The following is an 18,349-nucleotide window of genomic DNA, read 5'->3' on the forward strand; positions in this document are numbered from 1 at the left end:
GCCGGGGATCTTGTCCGTGATCAAGGAAGGTCCATTACCCAGACTCATAGGATGCAACCTCGAACAATCCCGGACTCGTACCGGCGGAGGAACCATGCTCAGCGAAACGACACTTGTTGCGGAGCTTCGCCGCCACCACTTGTTCAGCCGCCTACCGGAGGCGGCTCTGCAGGAGGTTTGTGCGTCGGCCAATCTCAAGCGACTGTCGGCCGGCGCCTCGCTGTTTCACCAGGGCGACAAGGCCGAGCGCTTCTACTTCCTGTTCAGTGGTCAGGTGAAGCTGCATCGCGTGGTCTGCGATGGCCAGGAAAAACTCGTAGAGGTGATCCGCAGTGGTGAATCCTTCGCCGAAGCGCTGCTGTTCACCGGCACGCCGAACTACCCGGTCAGTGCCACGGCGCTCAAGGCCAGCCTGGTCGCCAGCCTGCACGGCCAGCATTACCGCCGCATGCTGGAAGAACACCCCAGCATCTGCCTCGACATCCTCGCCACCCTGAGCATCCGCCTGCACCAGCGCATGAACGAGATCGACACCCTGACTCTGGCTAATGCCAGCCATCGCGTGGTGCGCTTTCTCTACCAGTCGCAGGAAGATGACAGCGGCGTCGTCACGCTCGACGTGCCCAAGCGCCTGATCGCATCCAAGCTGGGCATCCAGCCGGAAACCTTTTCGCGCATCCTGCATCGGCTGATCGAATCGGGAATGATCAGCGTGCAGCGCCGGCGCATCGAGATTCTCGACAGCCAGGGCCTGGCCGCCTATCAGGAGTGACCTGCGACCGATCGCCTCAGCTTCTTGATGATCGTCAAAGGCGCCAGCCGCCCCGGCCGCGATACTGACAATCGTCTTACCGAACTGGAGAACGCCATGTCGACGCCGTCACTTCCACTGGTCTATTCCTGCTCGGGCTGCTCCAACGTGGCGCAGCTGGCCAACACCCTCGCGGTGCGCCTCGACCGTGCCGGGCTGGCGGAGATGTCATGCATTGCCGGTGTCGGCGGGCGGGTCAGTTCGCTGGTCAACAAGGCCAACTCGGGTCGACCGATTCTGGCCATCGACGGCTGCCCGCTGCATTGCGCACGCGCCTGTCTGGCGCAGCACGACGTTATCGCCGATGTGCATATCACTCTCAGCAGCTACGGCCTGCGCAAGCGCTATCGTGAAGACTGCTCCGAGTCAGAAGCCGATGCGCTGTTCGAGGACATGTGCAGCATCATCGCCAGCGACCGCATGAAGCCGCGTCCCCGGCTGTACTCGGTCTAGCCATTCCCCCACCTCTGCGCCGCTGCCGGAGCGGCGCAGTACTCGATCAGCAGACGCCCGCAGGCTGCGCCCGACCCGCCTGCGCCACTTCTTCTCCGGCACCCTGCAGAATTTTCCACAGCCAGGGCGGCAGCATGTCCGGGTCGAGGCTGTCGATCAGATTCTTGATCGCCAGCCCCAACTCGGTATCGCCCTCGATCACCAGCCGGCGGCGGAAGAACAGCGTGTCCGGATCTTCCTGACGGCTGGCCAGCAGCAAGAACTCCCGCCAGTTGCCGCGAATGGTCACCTGCACCGGCGCCTGTTCGGCGATGCGCAGCTTCTGTCGGTCGCAGGTCAGGCACCAGGCCAGCTTGAGGTCGACGACCTCCAGACGCATCCAGTGACCTTCTAGCGCTTCGAAGGCGCCCTCGGCCAGCGGCTCGGCGAAGAGCTGGTTGAGGCTGCGTTCCAGTGCCAAGCGTTGCAGCAGGAATGGCGTGCGCGCGGCCAGTGGCAACAGATGCTCGCCCAGTTTCAACAGGTGCGCGCGCGGCTTCAGCATAGTCCGGCCTCCTCTGCGCGCAGCATCCCTGGCTGGCCGTGCCAGTAGCCATTGCAGCCGTCGACGGCCAACGGTGGCAGCCCACCCTTGCGCACCGCATCGAAGGCCGTGATCACCTCGGTCATACCCGAAGCACGCGGGCTCAGACGCAACAGGTCAGCGCCGCTTTCCACCAATGCCGGATAGTCCGCCAGTAGATTGCTGACCGATGCCGACATGGTCTGGATGCCATTGATGGTGAACAGCGCCTCGCCTTCCTGGCTCAGCAGCGGAATGCCTTCGGGGTAGTTCTGGCAGCAGAACTGGCAATCGTCTTTCGGACGGTTTTCCGCACGGGCAGTGAAGCAGCGCGCCGAGTAGGCCAGCGGCAGATGGCCGTAGGCGAAGATTTCGACCTCTGGAATCGGCACACCGAGCTGTGACAGCTGCGCGCGCGCAGCCCTGATCATCGCCCCGGAGATTTCCACTGGCGGCACCCAGCGCTGCATGCCGCTCCTGACCAGCTCGGCCAGGGCATGGCCGTTGTAGAGATTCAATGCCGGACCGCCGACAAAAGGCAGGCGTTTCTCGGAGAGGTAATGCACCGCGCCCAGGTCGTTGGCCTCCACCAGCAACTCACCGTTGTCGCAGAGCCGGCGCAGGCCGGACAACTCGGACGCCGCCTCGACCAGCGTCAAGCCGGACAGCACCAGTTGCGCCGTCGATTGCTGGCTCAGCTCACGCGCCAGCCCGATCCAGTCGTCCAGCCCCATGTCGCGGCGCTTGGAGCAGACGGTCTCGCCCAGATAGATGACATCCAGCGGCGTGCTGGCCATGTCGGCATAAAATTCCAGTGTGCGCTGGCGATCCCAGTAAAACAGCACGGGGCCGAGGCTGAGTTTCATGGTTGGCTCCTCGTTCATTGCCAGGCCCGGTGGTAGGCGCCGAGCGTCGTTTGCGAACCCTCGGACAAGCCATCGAGCACCTCGCGCCAGCCCGGCTGGACGGCATAACGCTGCGGCGCCTGTAGATAGGCATCCAGTGCCGCACGCCAGACGCGAGTTACCTGCTCGACATAAGCCGGGCTGCGCTGGCGGCCCTCGATTTTCATGGCGGTGACGCCGATGCTGGCCAGCTCCGGAATCAGGTCGAGGGTGTTCAGGCTGGTGGGCTCTTCCAGCGCATGGAAGCGCTCGCCATTGACCAAGAAGCGGCCCTTGCACAGCGTCGGGTAGCCCGCCGATTCGCCCTCGGCATAACGGTCGATTAGCACATTGTTGAGGCGCGAGGTCAGCCCTTCGGGCTCTTCGCTCCAGCGCACCGCCTTGGCTGGCGAGCAGACCCCGCACAGGTTCGGCGACTCGCCGGTGAGGTAGGAGGACAGATGGCAGCGTCCTTCGGCCATGATGCACAGACTGCCGAAGGCGAAGACCTCGATCGGCACCGGGCTGCTGGCCGCGACCTGCTTGACCTGCTTGAGCGACAAAACCCGTGGCAGTACGGCGCGCTTGATGTTGTAGCGCTGTTGGTAAAAGGCCAGCGCCGCCGCGTTGGTCGCTGAGCCTTGAACGGACAGATGCAGATTGAGCTGCGGATGGCGCTTGGCGGCATAGCCCAGCACGCCGGGGTCGGCGGCGATCAGCGCATCGACGCCCAGGTCGGCGGCCTGGTCCACCGCGCGCTGCCAGCGCGACCAACCTTGCGGCTGGGCGTAGGTATTGACGGCGACGTAGAGCTGGCGGCGCTTTTCGCGGATCAGCTGCAGACCCTTGTCGAGCTGCTTCTCATCCAGATTGAGACCGGCGAAATGGCGGGCGTTGGTGTCGTCTCGAAAACCGACATAGATGGCATCGGCGCCCTGCTGGACGGCGGCCTTCAGCGCGGGCAGGCTTCCTGCCGGGCAGACCAGGTGCATGGCAACTCCTAGACGTTCGGATACATTGCGCGCCGTGCCGGCGGCAACGGCGCCCGTCCAGGGAGGACGGAAAGCCGGCAGTCTAGGTAGCCGACCCGAAGTCGGCATTGATGAAGGTCAAGGTAGCCGCGGCGCGGCAGTGCGGATGATTCGTCGACATATTGAGCGCCACCGGTGGGCTAAAGCCCACCCTACAAAGGCAACGTCAAGCTTCCAACTCGTAGGGTGGGCCGGGTGGCGTTCCGCTTCAGCCCACCAGTGAGCTATGGCGCATCTGTAGCTCTAAAGGTAGGGACTTCAGCCCTGCATGGCGGGTTGCACTCACCCTACGGCTGACCGTAGGAGCGGGCGTGATCAGGGCGCAAGTGCAAGAACACGACCGTCCAGCCTCGGGCCTCTATATTCCCTCGTCGCCTTCGAACTCCTCCGTGGCGCGCGCCACCATCTGCCGCCAGGCACCGGATTCTTCGGCCAACAACCGCATGGCCTGGAGGCTGGCGATGAAGGCCTGTTGATAATGCTGCGGGTTGTTCTCGCTGGCTGCACGTTCCGCATGGGCCAGGGCCTCGGTCAGCAACGCGTCGAACTGGTCATGGTCCAGGGCCATGGAAATCTCCTTAATGGGTAATGGTCTGCAGCTTAGACCACCAGGCAATCGGGACGACTCGCGCCGATTGGCGGCACGCGTCCGACGCGTGCGCAGCCCTTGGTCCAACCCGTGCCCGGCGGCTACTTCAGTTTCAACCGCCTTGCCAGTTTGTGCAGGTTGCTGGAGTCGACATCGAGCAACCGAGCCGCCTGCGCCCAGTTCTCACCGCTGGCCTCTAGTGCTCGGACGATCGCCTGACGCTGGGCGTTATCGACCGCTTCGCGCAGCGAGACGATTTCGACTTCCGTTGGCAGCGGCTGCGGGTCGGCGACTGGCGCGAGCGAGGCGGACTGCGTGCTATCCAGGTCGAGCAGGTCGGGCTCAAGCGTGAGAATTTCGCTGCGCGACGCGCCACGACTGAGCAACCGCAGCGCCGCACGGCTGATCACATGTTCCAGTTCGCGCACGTTGCCCGGCCAGGCATAGCCCAGCAGGGCACGCTCCGCGGCGGGTGACAGGCGCATGCTGCGCAGGCCCAGCCGGGCGCGGTTCAGTTCGAGGAAATAACCGGCCAGGATCAGCACATCGTTGCCGCGCTCGCGCAGCGGTGGGATCGGTGCCGGATAGACCGACAAACGATGATAGAGGTCGGCGCGGAAATGCCCGTCACGCACACTCTCGCGCAGGTTGCGGTTGGTCGCGGCGATGATCCGCACATCGACCTGACGCGGCTTGTCGGCGCCGAGCCGCTGAATCTCACCATTCTGCAAGGTGCGCAACAGCTTGGCCTGAACGATCAGCGGCAATTCGCCCACTTCGTCGAGCAGCAAAGTCCCGCCGTTGGCTGCGTCGAAACGGCCAGGACGATCGGTGGTCGCACCGGAAAACGCGCCTTTTACATGGCCGAACAGCTCGCTTTCGGCCAGCGATTCGGGCAATGCCGCGCAATTGACCAGCACCAGCGGCTTGTTCCGGCGCCGCGAATGGCGATGCAGCCAGCGGGCGAACAGCTCCTTGCCGACGCCGGTCTCGCCCAGCAGCAACACCGGCAGTTCGGAGTCGGCGACCACTTCCAGCTCGCGCAGCAACTCGGCGATCACCTGACTCTGCCCGAGAATTTCGCCGTCGCCCGGCACCTGCGTGGTTTCCAGCACATCGCTGCGGGCCAGGCGCAGGCCACGATTCTCATGCTCCAGCCGGGTAATGCGGATCGCCGCCTCGATCACCAGGGTATAGCGCTGCAGGTCACGCCGCGCCTCATCATCAAAGGTGCCGGCGTGCAGCGCATCGAGGGTCAGCGCGCCCCACAGCTTGCCTTCCACGAACAGGCTGACACCCATGCAGTCGTGCACTGGCAAGGGTTCGCCGACATGCTCGTCGAGCAGGCCATCGTAGGGGTCGGGTAATCGACTGTCGGGTTCGAACCAAGCGGGTTCGCGCTGCGAAAGAATGGCGGCGAGCCGCGGATGCTGGGCTACGACGAAGCGCCGGCCAAGGGCCTCCTGCACCAGCCCCACCGCCGCCAGCGGGCGCAGCGTATCTTCGTCCAGGCGCAGCAGCACCACCGCGCCACAGCGAAAACGCTCATGCAGCGTATGCACCAGCCGTTGCAGGCGAACGGCGTTCGGCAATTCGGTAACGAGGTCGGCCAGCAGCGCTTCTTCCATCATGGTTACAAATACCCTCAAGGTTTTTTAAACCCTAAACCGCTCAGGTCATTTTCACCAGCACGGATTTTTTCAACTTAAAAATCAATGAGTCGCGTCATGGCACAAGGCTTGCGCTAGTCCCGTCAACCTAATCCAGCCAACCCACACGGAACATCGCCATGACGACTGCGCTTACTGAGCAAACCCTGGGCACCTTGGCCTGCCTCATTCCTGGCGCCACGCGCGTGTTTCGCCAGTACAAGCTGGATTTCTGCTGCGGCGGCAATACCCCACTGCGCGACGCAGCCCAGCAGCGCAGCCTTGATGCAGAGGCGATTGCCGGCGAACTCGCCGCACTGCAAAGCGCTCCGACAGCCGAGCCGGATTGGCGGAGCGAGCCGGCCAGCACGCTCATCGATTATGTCCTCGAACGCTTCCATGAGCGCCATCGCGAGCAGTTTCCCGAATTGATTCGGCTGGCCAACCGCGTCGAGCAGGTGCATGGCAACAAGGCCGACTGCCCGATCGGCCTGGCCGAGCACCTGTGGACCATGCAGCAGGAACTCGAAAGCCACATGCTCAAGGAAGAGCAGATCCTCTTTCCGATGCTGCGACGCAATATCCAGTTGCCGCAAACCCAGGGCCCGATCGCCGTGATGCGCTACGAGCACGATCAGCACGGTGCCGCCCTGGAGCGCCTGGCCGAGCTGACCCACGACATCACCCCGCCGGCGAACGCCTGCAACACCTGGCGCGCGCTCTATCGCGGGCTGGAGGAGCTACGCAACGACCTGATGCAGCACATCCATCTGGAAAACAACATCCTGTTCGTCAACGCAGCGGCGCACTGATATGAAAGCAGTTATCCAACCTTTGGCATGGGGCGTGGCGATGGCGTCGATGCTGGCACTGGCCAGCGGCGTGGCACTCGATCTGGTCGTCGACAGCGCACAAGCCGCCACCCCTCACAACCACGGGCATGACGGGCACTCAGCTGCGGCACCGTCCATTCATGATCAGCAATGGCCGACCGACGCCGCCTTGCGCAAAGGCATGACGCAGCTGCGTGAAGCGGTGAATGTCGCACTGCCGGACGGTTCGGCATCCATCGACGCGCGGGCGGCGAAGCAGCTGCAGACGGCGGTCGAAGACAACGTCTCCTTCCTGATCGCCCACTGCGAGCTGACCGAGCAAGCCGATGCCGCCCTGCATGGTCTACTGGCCGATTTGCTCAAGGGCGCCAAGGCACTGGCCGAAACTGCCGAGCAGGAACAGGGCGCGCAGCTCGTTCTGGCTACGCTGCACCGCTACCCCGACGTGTTCGCCGCGCCGCATTGGAGCGAATCGGCAACTGCTGATCGTTGAAACGATCCGCGATGCAGCGCCAGCGCCGTTCGACCTGGACACTGGCCTGCATCAATACTCGAGCCAAACGGCTGCGCTAGGCTCAGTACCGAATCAGCGCCGCGTTACCGCCTCAAGCAGGCAGGTTGCGGATGGCCAACTATTAGAAAACAGGATGTCTTGCATGGTGCTTCATCGCGTACACAACCAGATTCTCCGTAGCCACCATCTGTTCGAACCGCTGAACGATCAGCAGATGGACGAACTGATGGGTGCCAGCCAGTTGCTCAATCTCGACAAGGGCGACAACCTCTTTCATCAGGGCGAACCGGCTCACTCGTTCTACTTCGTGATTTCCGGCGCGATCAAGATCTACCGCCTGACCCCGGACGGCCAGGAGAAGGTCTTCGAGGTGATCGGCAATCGCCAGACCTTTGCCGAAGCGATGATGCTGATGGACACGCCCAACTACGTCGCCTCGGCCCAGGCCGTTTGCCCGAGCCAGGTCTATCGGTTCTCCAACACGGCTTACATGCGCCTGCTGGAAGCGAACCAGAAGCTGTCCTTCGCCCTGCTCGGCAAGCTGAGCGTGCGGCTGCATCAGCGCATCAACGAGATCGAAACGCTGTCACTGAAGAACGCCACCCACCGCGTGGTGCGCTACCTGATGACCCAGCTGGCGCGTCTGAAGGCCGACGGCAACAGCTTCGAACTGCCGATGGCCAAGCAGCTGATCGCCGGCCACCTGTCGATCCAGCCGGAAACCTTTTCGCGGATCATCCGCCGCCTGATCGACGAAGGGATCATCACCCAGGACGGCCGTCAGATCACCATTCTCGACCCCCAGCGTCTCGAACAGTTCGAGTGATCGGAGACGGGGCTCGGCGCCGTTCGGCTCAGCGCCAGCGGCTTTGACAGGCGGTTGATTGCGGTCAACCTCAATCGACCGCCACGCGTGGCAAGCTGGACCCGACGTAACGAGGACACCGCCATGCCCCTGTGCCTGTACTGCCAGCAGCCCAACCCACCGAAAGAAGCCGAGTGCAGCCACTGCGGCATGCCCCTCCCCGCCCACGCCGACACCGCTGGCGAACGGCGCCAACGCAAGTTCTTCTGGTTATGTATCGGGCTCACCGTATTCTGCGCGGCGATGATCGTCTGGCTGCCGCGGCACCTTTTCTAGCGGCCGGAAGCGGGGATGGTGGGCTGAAGCGGAACGCCGCCCGCTGAGTAGGCTGGTGGGCTGAAGCCCACCCTACGGGACTACTCCGCACGATCCGGTAGGGTGGGCTTCAGCCCACCAATTCCACGCAACACTTCCAGCTCTCTATCACCCCTTCGTCAACTGCTTATACAACTGCGGCAGACGGAACGGCAGTTGCTGCGGTTCCTTGATCAGGGTGTAGCCGTTGGCGCCGAACATGTAGGGCAGGTAATCGCCGGCCTCTTGGTCGATGGTGATGCAAAACGGCAACAGGCCGTGGCGCCGGGCTTCGAGCACCGCTTCGCGGGTGTCTTCGACGCCGTAGCGGCCTTCGTACAGGTCCAGGTCGTTGGGCTTGCCATCGGTCACCAGCAACAGCAGCTTGCGCCGCTGCTTGCATTTGCCAAGCAGCTCAGTGGCCTGGCGGATCGCCGCGCCCATGCGGGTGTAATAGCCGGGCTTGAGCGCCTGGATACGTCCGCGCGTTTCATCGTCATAACGCTGGCGGAAGCTTTTCAATTCCTGCATGCGCACCTGCTGCCTGCGCAGCGAGGAGAAGCCGTACAACGCGAACTCATCGCCGACCGCCGACAGCGCTTCGCCGAACAACAACAAGCTGTCGGTGATGACATCGATGACTTTGTGTTCGTCATCCAGATGCGCATCGGTGGACATCGACAGATCCGCCAGTAGCAGGCAGGCCAGGTCGCGCCGACTCTGCCGCTGCTCCATGAACAGCCCGCGCTCGGCACATTGGCCGTGCTGGCGCTCGACGTGGAAATCCAGCCAGGCCTGCATGTCCAGCTCCGAACCCTGGGGTTGCCCACGCAACCATTGGCGGTCGTTACGCAAATGTTCGAATTGCCGCCGCAGCTTGCGCGCCAGCGGGCTCAGCCGCAGCGGCAGGCCCTTGGGTTCGGAGCCGCGCGGCAGCATCATCTGCAGGCTGACGAAATCCTCCTGCAGGCGCTGCTTGCGATAGTCCCACTCCGGCAGCTTGATGCCTTCGCCCAGCGGAATGTCGTCCACGTCCGACGGCGGCAGATCGAGGTGCAGCTTGAGGCCACCGCCCTTGCGCATGCGCTGGCGCGACATGGCGATTTCATCGAGGTCCTCGGCGACGCGCGAGGCGTCCTCGTTTTCGCTGTCGTCGCCCTGGCGATCCAGCTCGACGTGCTCGGACCAGCTGAACAAATTCTCCAGACGGAACAGCATCAAACCGCCCTTGCCGGTGGTTTCCTCGACCCGCTTGGCACGTTTGCGCAGGCCCTTCTGCTCGGTCGGCGGTGCTTGCAAGGTGTTATCCGGGTCTTCATCGCCCAACTCGGTAGCTTGCGGCACGCCGAGGTTTTCGGCCGGGTACAGCCACATCGGCAGCGGCCAGGGCGCCACTTCGCTGCGGGGAAACTGCTCGACACTGCCCGGCTCGCGCAGCGCCTGGCACAGCGCGCGCTCTAGCGCGGCTTCGGCGCGCGGCAGCGTGGCCGGGTCGGGACGCAGTTGCAGGTGTGCCTCGACCAACCGCCCGTAGCGTGGCCGCATGGCAGGGAAGCGCTGGAGAATCGATTGGGTCCAGCGCTGGTTGTCACGCGCCCAGTGGCGCATCTCGCCCGCCTGCGCTGCGAGCAGCGCCAGCCAGCGATAAAGATCCTGATTGAGTGAAACTTCCGGATAGACCGCAAGGCGTTGCGGCAGGCGCAGATTGCTCGCGTCGCACCAGGCGACCGGCAATTGCTTGCAGGTTCCGGCGACCTGTTGCAGCAGGTTGCGCCGCAACATCATGTCGCGCGCATTGGCAGCTTCCACGCCGATACCGCTGGCGCCACCCATGGCTCGGAACAGGACCGACAAGGGTCGCTGCATGCTCTCCAGCTCGACGCACGCCTCGGGAAAATCGGGACTGGCGCGGCGGGTGATGAAACGGTGCCAGACGCTGCCGACCCACTCTTCGACTTCGATGGTAAAGGCCATTGCGATCTCCGTAGCGCAGTTCGAACGAAGACGGCCCGCTGGGTCAGCCGGGCCGTCGTTCATCGTGCGTCAGTCTCAGGCTGCAGCGACTGCTGCAGGTACGTCGGCGGTAACCCGGCCACGCTGCCTGAAGCTGTACAGGTAGCAGACCAGCCCGACCAGGAAGAACACCCCGGCGATCAACCGCAGCCAGAAGAAGATGGCCAGTTGGTCGGCGGTATTCATGAAGGACATCGCCGCGCCGTCTGCCGGGATGCGTTGCAGCCAAATCTGCACCACGCCAGCGGCGGTGAGGAACAGGGTGATGGCAACCATGGAGATGGTCATCAGCCAGAAGCCCCAAATCTCGATGCGCTGAGCCCGTGCATCCGGCGCTTCACCCAGACCACGCAGACGCGGCATGGCGTAGCTGATCATGGTCATCACGATCATTGCGTAGGCACCGTAGAAGGCCAGGTGGCCGTGGGCGGCGGTCAACTGCGAACCGTGGGTGTAGTAGTTCACCGGAGCCAGGGTGTGCAGGAAGCCCCACACACCAGCGCCGAAGAACGCAGTCACGGTCGTACCGATGGCCCAGAGCGATGCGGCCTTGTTCGGATGTTGCCGACGACGACGGTTCACCATGTTCAGCGAGAACAGCACCATGGCGAAGAACGGCAGCGGTTCAAGGGCGGAGAAGATCGAACCCAGCCACAACCAGACCTCAGGCGCACCAATCCAGAAGAAGTGGTGACCGGTACCGATGATGCCGGTGATCAGGGCCATGGCGATGATCACGTAGAGCCACTTCTCGATCACTTCACGGTCGACGCCGGTGATCTTGATCAGGACGAAGGCCAGCATCGAACCCATGATCAGTTCCCACACGCCTTCGACCCACAGGTGCACCACGAACCACCAGTAGTACTTGTCGCGCGCCAGGTTTTCCGGGTTGTAGAAGGAGAACAGGAAGAACACCGCCAGGCCGATCAGACCGGTCATCATCACCGTGCTGATCACGGTCTTGCGACCTTTGAGCAGGGTCATGCCGACGTTGTAGAGGAAGCCCAGGGCCACCACCACAATGCCGATCTTGGTGATCGTCGGCTGTTCCAGGAACTCGCGACCCATGGTCGGCAGCAGGTGGTTCTTGGTCATTTCCGCCAGTCCGGCGTAAGGCACGAACAGGTAGCCGAGAATCGTCAGCACACCAGCGGCTGCAAACACCCAGAACAGGATGATCGCCAGTTTCGGGCTGTGCAGTTCGCGATCCGCTTCCTCGGGGATGAGGTAGTAGGCCGCGCCCATGAAGCCGAACAGCAACCAGACGATCAGCAGATTGGTGTGAACCATCCGCGCCACGTTGAATGGCAGCAATGGGAACAGGAAGTCACCGACGACGTATTGCAGGCCCATGATCAGACCGAACAGGATCTGCCCGACGAACAGGATCAGCGCAAACACGAAGTAGGGTTTGGCGACCGCTTGCGATTGGAATTTGAGATGCGGATTCATGATGCTCATCTCTCAGCCCTCCTTGTTTGGCGGCCAGTTGTTGGTATCGATCTTCGAGGTCCACTTGAGGAACTCCGCCAGATCATCGACTTCCTGTTCGCTCAGGTTGAATTGCGGCATCGCCCGGCGTCCTGGCGCGCCCAGCGGCTGCGCTTTCATCCAGGCACTCAGGAAGGGCTTGAAGGCCGCATCTTCACCGCGACGGACGAAGACGTTACCCAGCTCCGGCGCGAAGTAGGCGCCTTCACCAAGCAGGCTGTGGCAGCCGATGCAGTTGTTGTTTTCCCAGACTTCCTTGCCGCGCACGACCGCCTCGGTCAATTCCGACGCATTCGTTCGTTCTGGAAAGGTCTGCTCTGTGTGATAGGTCAGGCCGAGAAATACCAGGAAGAAGAACACGCTTCCCCCGAAGTAGATATTCCTGGCCATCCCCTTGGTGAAGGTCTCGGACATGGTCGCCTCCTCATGGCTTGGCGTGGCCAGTTTAAGAAGGGAGCTATCGAAACCTGCTTGATGGCAATCAAGAAAAAGACCAAACGTTTTAGTCGGGTTTATGGGAAGGCATGCCGGGCGGCGTCCCACGCCAGCATTTGAGAACACCATGCGTCACGGCGCTGGATGTGCAGGACTCTTAAAGCAGACGCGGAGCGTCCAGAGCAACGCGCCGACGCGGGGCATTGAGAGCGATCAAGATTGTTGATATCGGTGGGCTGAAGCCCACCCTACATTGGCGGGCGCGGAACGCTACAGTCCGTAGGGTGGGCTTCAGCCCACCAGAACACGAGCCCCAACACCCAGCCTGACCCAACTCAAACCAGCGTCAGGATCACCCCAGCCGCCATCACCAGCGGCCAGCCGAGCATCAGCAAGCGCCACATCATCGGCGCATGGCACATTTCCATGAAGCGCTCGGTAATCACCCAGCCCTTCACCAGCGCGATGACCAGCACCGCCGCGGCGAGCAGCAGGGTCGAGCCGGAACTGCCCAGCGCCACCGTCGCCGTGGACAGCGCGGCCAGGACCAGCCAGCAGACAATCAACACCTTCGAAGCAGACATCACGACCTCGTCAGTTGATCACGTAGACCAGCGGGAACAGCACCACCCAGACCACATCCACCATGTGCCAATAGAGCACCCCGGACTCCAGCCCGGCGCAGTCACGCGCGGTGTAGGTCTGACGACGGCAGCGCTCGGCCATCCAGCCGAGAATGACCATCCCCAGCAACACGTGCAGGAAATGAAAGCCGGTGAGAATCCAGTACAGCGTGAAAAAGGTACTGTGCTCGAGCCCCAGGCCCAGCCCTGAAAGGTGGCTGTACTCGTTGAGCTTGAGCACCACGTAGACGCAGGACGTCACCAGCGCCGCCAACAGCAACGCCGCCGCGCGACGTGGCCGATCCAGACGCACCTGCTCCACCGCCAGCGCCGCCAGCAGACCGGAGGTCAGCAGACTCAGCGTCAGCACCAACCCGATGGAACTGTCCAGCGCCGCGCGGCTTTCGCGAAACGTCTCGGCGTTCAGTAACTGGGTAACGGCGAACGCCAGGATCAGGATCGCGAACACTGTCAGCTCGGCGAGGATGAAGAACCACATCGCCAGATCGCCCGGCAACCGGCGGTTCGTCAGCGCGAGGCGTTCATGCGAAGTGGACATCGACCACATCCATCAGGGCGGCTACGGTTTGCGGATCATCGGAAAGCGGCTCGGCGAGGCACGCCATGCAGGCCTCGCGCGGGCTCATGCCGGAACGGATCATGCGGGCGGTGAAGATCAGCAGGCGGGTCGAGGCCACCTCTTCCAGATCATGCTGTTCGAGGCGACGCAGCGCCTGCCCGAGCTTGACCACCTGCTCGGCCAGCGCGGCATCCACTTGAGCCTCGTTGGCGACGATGCGCTGCTCCTCGGCGGCTGGCGGGTAATCGAAACGCATGGCGACGAAGCGCTGCCGGGTGCTGGGCTTCATACCTTTAAGCAGGTTCTGGTAGCCGGGGTTGTAGCTGACCACCAGCATGAAGCCCGGCGGCGCCTTGAGCGCTTCGCCGGTGCGTTCGATGAACAGTTCGCGGCGATCATCGGCCAAAGGGTGCAGCACCACGGCGGTGTCCTGCCGCGCTTCCACCACTTCATCGAGATAGCAGATGCCGCCTTCACGCACCGCACGGGTCAGCGGGCCGTCCTGCCACCAGGTGCCCTGCGCACCGATGAGATGGCGGCCGACCAGATCGGCGGCGGACAGGTCGTCGTGACAGGCCACGGTGTACAGCGGCAGGTTCAGACGATGTGCCATGTGCTGCACGAAACGGGTCTTGCCGCAGCCGGTCGGCCCCTTGATCAGCACTGGCATTCCATGTCGCCAAGCCTGCTCGAAAAGCACCTCTTCGTTACCCAGCGATTGATAGAACGGCGCGTCAGCCAGGCCGACAAGGTTCTCGGGCGCGTTCATTGGCAATACCTCACTGCAGCAGTTGGTTATTCATCTAAGTCCAAACTACCCGCCACACCCTGCCCCCTCAAGCCATCCGCCGGCGAAGCTTGATTACGGTCAAGCCCGAATCGAAATGGGCGCCGAGCCGGCACGCGACGCCGAACTGCAAGCCCGATCTCCCCGCGACACGACGTCACGCCCGCCCCATCCCGGGTTCACTCTTGATTGCCATCAAGCGCATTCGCAACGGCTCTCTCTAGGATGCAAACCGCGCACAGCAAGCCCCGGGAACTGCCACATCGCCGTCATTAGCAGGAACCGCAAGATGCGGTCAGAAGGAGAAAAGAGTATGAGCAAACCAGTATTGGCGGGCTTCATCGCCGCCTTTTCACTGCTCGGCCTGGCAGTCGCCCAGGCGGCAGCCAATCCCGAAAGCGCCGATGCGGCCTACAAGGGGCGCGCTTCCAGCATCGATCCAGCGAGTGCCCAGGTGATGCATTCCCCCGGCGCGCCCGATCTGAGCTCCGCCGAGTTTGAGAAGGCCAAGGAAATCTACTTCCAGCGCTGCGCCGGCTGCCACGGTGTGCTGCGCAAGGGCGCCACCGGCAAGCCGCTGACGCCGGACATCACTCAGGAACGCGGCCAGGCATTTCTCGAAGCGCTGATCACTTACGGCTCGCCAGCCGGCATGCCCAACTGGGGCACCTCCAACGCGCTGACCAAAGACGAAATCACCTTGATGGCCAAGTTCATCCAGCACACGCCACCGACCCCGCCGGAGTGGGGCATGGCGCAGATGAAGGATTCCTGGCAGGTGCTGGTCAAGCCCGAGGACCGTCCAACCAAACAGATGAACAAACTGGACCTGCCCAACCTGTTCTCCGTCACCCTGCGTGACGATGGCAAGATCGCGCTGATCGACGGCGACACCAAGAAGATCGTCAAGACCATCGACACCGGCTACGCCGTGCATATCTCGCGCATGTCCGCTTCGGGCCGCTACCTGCTGGTGATCGGGCGCGACGCCAAGATCGACATGATCGACCTGTGGGGCAAGGAGCCGGTCAAGGTCGCTGAAATCAAGGTCGGCATCGAGGCGCGCTCGGTGGAAACCTCCAAGTTCAAGGGCTACGAAGACAAGTACGTGATCGCCGGTGACTATTGGCCGCCACAGTTCACCATCATGGACGGCGAGACCCTGGAGCCGCTGCAGATCGTCTCCACCCGCGGCATGACCGTCGGCACTCAGGAATACCATCCCGAGCCACGCGTGGCCGCCATCATCGCTTCCCACGAGCACCCCGAGTTCATCGTCAACGTCAAGGAAACCGGCAAGGTCATGCTGGTCAACTACGAAGACATCGACAACCTGTCCACCACCATCATCGGCACCGCGCCCTTCCTGCACGATGGCGGCTGGGATGTGAGCCACCGTTACTTCATGACGGCGGCGAACAACTCCAACAAGGTGGCGGTGATCGACTCCAAGGACCGCAAAATGGCCGCGCTGGTGGATGTCGGCAAAATCCCGCACCCAGGTCGTGGCGCCAACTTCGTGCACCCCGAATTCGGACCGGTATGGGCCACCAGCCACCTGGGCGACGAGACCATCTCGCTGATCGGCACCGACCCGGACAAGCACCCGAACAGCGCCTGGAAGGTCGTGCAGACGCTTAAGGGCCAGGGCGGCGGATCGCTGTTCATCAAGACGCATCCGAAATCCAGCCACCTCTATCTGGACACCACCTTCCACCCGGACGCCAAGGTCAGCCAATCGGCTGCGGTATTCGATATCAACAACCTCGATGCCGGCTACAAAGTGCTGCCGATCGGCGACTGGTCGGGGATCAAAGACGGCGCCAAGCGTGTCGTACAACCCGAGTACAACCAGGCCGGTAATGAAGTGTGGTTCTCCGTCTGGAGCGGCCAGGACGAGGATTCGGCTATCGTGGTGGTCGATGACAAGACCTTGAAGCTGAAAAAGGTGATCAGGGACAAAAGATTGATTACCCCAACGGGTAAATTTAACGTTCATAACACTCAGCACGACATCTACTGAGTGTCAAACCGGGGAGGACATCAAGATCCTCCCCATTAGCCTTGAGGAAGTACTGATGAAGAAAATCCTAGTTCCACTGCTCGCCCTGGGCGGTGCGCTGGTGCTGCAACCAGCGATGGCGCAGGACGGCGAAGCGCTGTTCAAGAGCAAGCCTTGCGCAGCCTGCCATAGCATCGATGCCAAGCTGGTTGGTCCGGCATTCAAGGACGTCGCCGCCAAATACGCGGGCCAGGACGGCGCTGCCGACACGCTCGCTGGCCACATCAAGAACGGCAGCCAGGGCGTCTGGGGTCCGATCCCGATGCCGCCAAACGCTGTAACCGAAGAAGAAGCCAAGATCCTCGCTGAGTGGGTTCTTAGCCAGAAGTAATCGAAGTAACGTCCAGGAGGACGTCATGACCCAGTCCCGCCATGCAGTATCGCGTTTGGGGCTCGCCCTGGCGTCCCTCCTCCTGATTCCCGCAGCGATGGCCGCGGCACCCGATGCCGAACGCCAGGCTCAACTCGAACATCTTCTCGTGCAGGACTGCGGTTCCTGTCACGGCCTGCTCCTGACCGGCGGCCTCGGCCCCGCGATCACCCGCGACGCACTGGCCGGCAAACCCCGCGCAAACCTCATTGCCACCGTCACCTATGGACGCCCCGGCACCGCCATGCCCGGCTGGAATGACCTGCTCGACGAGCAGGACATCCTCTGGCTGGTCGATCTGCTTATCGAAGGATATCCAAAGCCATGATCCGTCCCTTCCTGCTGCTGGCTGCGGCCGGCCTGCTGTTCGGCTGCGCGCAACAACCGCTGCGCGGCACCGGTGATCTGGGCGTGGTGGTGGAACGCGCCACCGGCAGCCTGCAGCTAATCGAGAGCAGCGGCATGACCAGCCTGGCGCGCATCGAGGGCCTGGGCGACTTGTCCCATGCCTCGGTGGTGTTTTCACGCGATCAGCGCTTCGCCTACGCCTTCGGTCGCGACGGCGGGCTGACCAAGGTCGACCTGCTGCGCCAACGCATCGACAAGCGCGTGATCCAGGGCGGCAACAGCATCGGCGGCGCCATCAGTCAGGACGGCACATTGATCGCCGTGGGCAACTACGAGCCGGGCGGCGTCAAGGTCTTCGACGCCGACACGCTGGAGCTGGTCGCCGACATCCCCGCCACGCCGCTGGCCGACGACAGCCGCAATTCGCGAGTGGTCGGCGTCATCGACGCACCGGGCCGCCGCTTCATCTACAGCCTGTTCGATACCGGCGAAACCTGGCTGCTGGACTTCAGCCAGGGCCGCACGCCGCAGATCAGCCGTTTCGAGAACATCGGCAACCAGCCCTACGATGCGCTGCTCACACCGGAGGGCCGCTACTACATCGCCGGCCTGTTCGGCGAGGACGGCATGGCCAAGATCGACCTCTGGCACCCGGAAAAGGGCGTCGAACGCATTCTCGACGGTTACGGTCGCGGCCAGCAGAAGCTGCCGGTCTACAAAATGCCGCACCTCGAAGGCTGGACCGTGGCCGGCGACCAGACCTTCGTGCCCGCCGTCGGCCAGCACCGCGTGCTGGTGATGAACAGCGAGAGCTGGCAGCAGACCGACGCCATCGACGTCGCCGGCCAGCCGATCTTCGTCATGGCGCGCCCCGATGCGCGACAGATCTGGGTCAACTTCGCCCATCCGGACAACGGCAAGATCCAGGTCATCGACACTGAAACCCACGACATCATCGCCACCCTGGAGCCGGGCCCTGCCGTGCTGCACATGGAGTTCACCGCGCGCGGCGACCAGCTCTGGCTGTCGGTGCGCGACGGCGGCGAAGTCCAGGTGTGGGACCCCTACACGCTGAAACTGCTCAAGCGCCTGCCGGCCGAAAGCCCGAGCGGCATCTTCTTCAGCAGCCGCGCCCACGAGACGGGGTTATGA

Annotated in this window: 21 protein-coding genes; 10 read left to right on the forward strand and 11 right to left on the reverse strand. The window is 63.0% G+C overall.

Annotated elements, in window-relative coordinates; genetic code table 11:
- Nucleotides 1-94: 94 nt before the first annotated feature.
- Both GYM54_RS09470 and GYM54_RS09475 read left to right on the forward strand, forming a co-directional pair.
- Nucleotides 95-772, forward strand: coding sequence for a Crp/Fnr family transcriptional regulator (locus GYM54_RS09470; RefSeq protein WP_197445820.1), 678 nt, complete (start codon nt 95-97; stop codon nt 770-772).
- A gap of 96 nt (nt 773-868) precedes the next feature.
- Nucleotides 869-1,264, forward strand: a complete 396-nt coding sequence (locus tag GYM54_RS09475) for a putative zinc-binding protein (RefSeq protein WP_197445821.1) — start codon at nt 869-871, stop codon at nt 1,262-1,264.
- A 46-nt stretch (nt 1,265-1,310) separates the two neighbouring features.
- Here the strand turns inward: GYM54_RS09475 and GYM54_RS09480 are convergent, their stop codons facing one another.
- From GYM54_RS09480 to norR, 5 genes are all read right to left on the reverse strand, one after another.
- On the reverse strand, nt 1,311-1,808 hold the full coding sequence (locus GYM54_RS09480; protein ID WP_197445822.1) for an SCP2 domain-containing protein: 498 nt from the start codon (nt 1,806-1,808) through the stop codon (nt 1,311-1,313).
- A complete protein-coding gene (locus GYM54_RS09485) occupies nt 1,802-2,692 on the reverse strand; it encodes a U32 family peptidase (RefSeq protein WP_197445823.1) in 891 nt (296 codons plus the stop codon). The genes GYM54_RS09480 and GYM54_RS09485 overlap by 7 nt, the downstream gene beginning before the upstream one ends.
- Nucleotides 2,693-2,706: 14 nt before the next feature.
- The gene (locus tag GYM54_RS09490) at nt 2,707-3,702 is read right to left on the reverse strand and encodes a peptidase U32 family protein (RefSeq protein WP_197445824.1); all 996 of its coding nucleotides are present in this window, start codon (nt 3,700-3,702) and stop codon (nt 2,707-2,709) included.
- Nucleotides 3,703-4,099: 397 nt separating this feature from the next.
- Nucleotides 4,100-4,309, reverse strand: coding sequence for a hypothetical protein (locus GYM54_RS09495; protein ID WP_131650843.1), 210 nt, complete (start codon nt 4,307-4,309; stop codon nt 4,100-4,102).
- A gap of 122 nt (nt 4,310-4,431) precedes the next feature.
- Nucleotides 4,432-5,961 (reverse strand): nitric oxide reductase transcriptional regulator NorR, encoded by a 1,530-nt coding sequence (norR, locus tag GYM54_RS09500; protein ID WP_131650844.1) that lies wholly within the window; start codon nt 5,959-5,961, stop codon nt 4,432-4,434.
- Between the two features lie 158 nt (nt 5,962-6,119).
- Between norR and ytfE the strand changes: the two genes are divergently transcribed.
- The 4 genes from ytfE to GYM54_RS09520 all read left to right on the forward strand — a co-directional run bounded on the left by ytfE (nt 6,120) and on the right by GYM54_RS09520 (nt 8,467).
- Nucleotides 6,120-6,791: an iron-sulfur cluster repair protein YtfE gene (gene ytfE, locus GYM54_RS09505; protein WP_197445825.1), complete on the forward strand. Its 672-nt coding sequence runs from the start codon at nt 6,120-6,122 to the stop codon at nt 6,789-6,791.
- A gap of 1 nt (nt 6,792) precedes the next feature.
- Nucleotides 6,793-7,305, forward strand: a complete 513-nt coding sequence (locus GYM54_RS09510; protein ID WP_197445826.1) for a DnrO protein — start codon at nt 6,793-6,795, stop codon at nt 7,303-7,305.
- Between the two features lie 163 nt (nt 7,306-7,468).
- Complete coding sequence (locus tag GYM54_RS09515) at nt 7,469-8,152, forward strand: Crp/Fnr family transcriptional regulator (RefSeq protein ID WP_197445827.1); 684 nt, start codon at nt 7,469-7,471, stop codon at nt 8,150-8,152.
- Nucleotides 8,153-8,275: 123 nt separating this feature from the next.
- On the forward strand, nt 8,276-8,467 hold the full coding sequence (locus GYM54_RS09520) for a DnrP protein (protein ID WP_197445828.1): 192 nt from the start codon (nt 8,276-8,278) through the stop codon (nt 8,465-8,467).
- A 147-nt stretch (nt 8,468-8,614) separates the two neighbouring features.
- Here the strand turns inward: GYM54_RS09520 and GYM54_RS09525 are convergent, their stop codons facing one another.
- From GYM54_RS09525 to GYM54_RS09550, 6 genes are all read right to left on the reverse strand, one after another.
- On the reverse strand, nt 8,615-10,459 hold the full coding sequence (locus GYM54_RS09525) for a nitric oxide reductase activation protein NorD (RefSeq protein WP_197445829.1): 1,845 nt from the start codon (nt 10,457-10,459) through the stop codon (nt 8,615-8,617).
- Between the two features lie 75 nt (nt 10,460-10,534).
- Nucleotides 10,535-11,962 (reverse strand): cbb3-type cytochrome c oxidase subunit I, encoded by a 1,428-nt coding sequence (locus tag GYM54_RS09530; protein WP_197445830.1) that lies wholly within the window; start codon nt 11,960-11,962, stop codon nt 10,535-10,537.
- A gap of 3 nt (nt 11,963-11,965) precedes the next feature.
- Entirely contained in the window at nt 11,966-12,406 is a 441-nt protein-coding gene (locus GYM54_RS09535) for a cytochrome c (RefSeq protein ID WP_131650851.1), read from the reverse strand.
- Between the two features lie 356 nt (nt 12,407-12,762).
- Nucleotides 12,763-13,011, reverse strand: a complete 249-nt coding sequence (locus GYM54_RS09540) for a cytochrome C oxidase subunit IV family protein (RefSeq protein WP_131650852.1) — start codon at nt 13,009-13,011, stop codon at nt 12,763-12,765.
- Between the two features lie 10 nt (nt 13,012-13,021).
- Nucleotides 13,022-13,609, reverse strand: a complete 588-nt coding sequence (locus GYM54_RS09545) for a cytochrome c oxidase subunit 3 (protein ID WP_197445831.1) — start codon at nt 13,607-13,609, stop codon at nt 13,022-13,024.
- Nucleotides 13,593-14,372: a CbbQ/NirQ/NorQ/GpvN family protein gene (locus GYM54_RS09550; protein WP_197445875.1), complete on the reverse strand. Its 780-nt coding sequence runs from the start codon at nt 14,370-14,372 to the stop codon at nt 13,593-13,595. Before GYM54_RS09550 ends, GYM54_RS09545 begins: the two co-directional genes overlap by 17 nt.
- Nucleotides 14,373-14,730: 358 nt before the next feature.
- Here GYM54_RS09550 and GYM54_RS09555 point away from each other — a divergent pair, with 358 nt between their 5' ends.
- From GYM54_RS09555 to GYM54_RS09570, 4 genes are read left to right on the forward strand one after another with little or no spacing between them, the layout of a single operon-like run.
- Complete coding sequence (locus GYM54_RS09555) at nt 14,731-16,440, forward strand: nitrite reductase (RefSeq protein ID WP_197445832.1); 1,710 nt, start codon at nt 14,731-14,733, stop codon at nt 16,438-16,440.
- A 55-nt stretch (nt 16,441-16,495) separates the two neighbouring features.
- Nucleotides 16,496-16,810 carry a c-type cytochrome gene (locus GYM54_RS09560; RefSeq protein ID WP_131650856.1) on the forward strand — a complete coding sequence of 105 codons (315 nt, stop codon included), beginning with the start codon at nt 16,496-16,498 and terminating at the stop codon, nt 16,808-16,810.
- 25 nt (nt 16,811-16,835) lie between these two features.
- Nucleotides 16,836-17,177, forward strand: coding sequence for a cytochrome c (locus tag GYM54_RS09565; RefSeq protein WP_197445833.1), 342 nt, complete (start codon nt 16,836-16,838; stop codon nt 17,175-17,177).
- Nucleotides 17,174-18,349, forward strand: a complete 1,176-nt coding sequence (locus GYM54_RS09570; RefSeq protein WP_197445834.1) for a cytochrome D1 domain-containing protein — start codon at nt 17,174-17,176, stop codon at nt 18,347-18,349. The genes GYM54_RS09565 and GYM54_RS09570 overlap by 4 nt, the downstream gene beginning before the upstream one ends.

The sequence above is a fragment of the Pseudomonas sp. MTM4 genome (genome assembly GCF_019355055.1).
Taxonomy (GTDB): domain Bacteria; phylum Pseudomonadota; class Gammaproteobacteria; order Pseudomonadales; family Pseudomonadaceae; genus Stutzerimonas.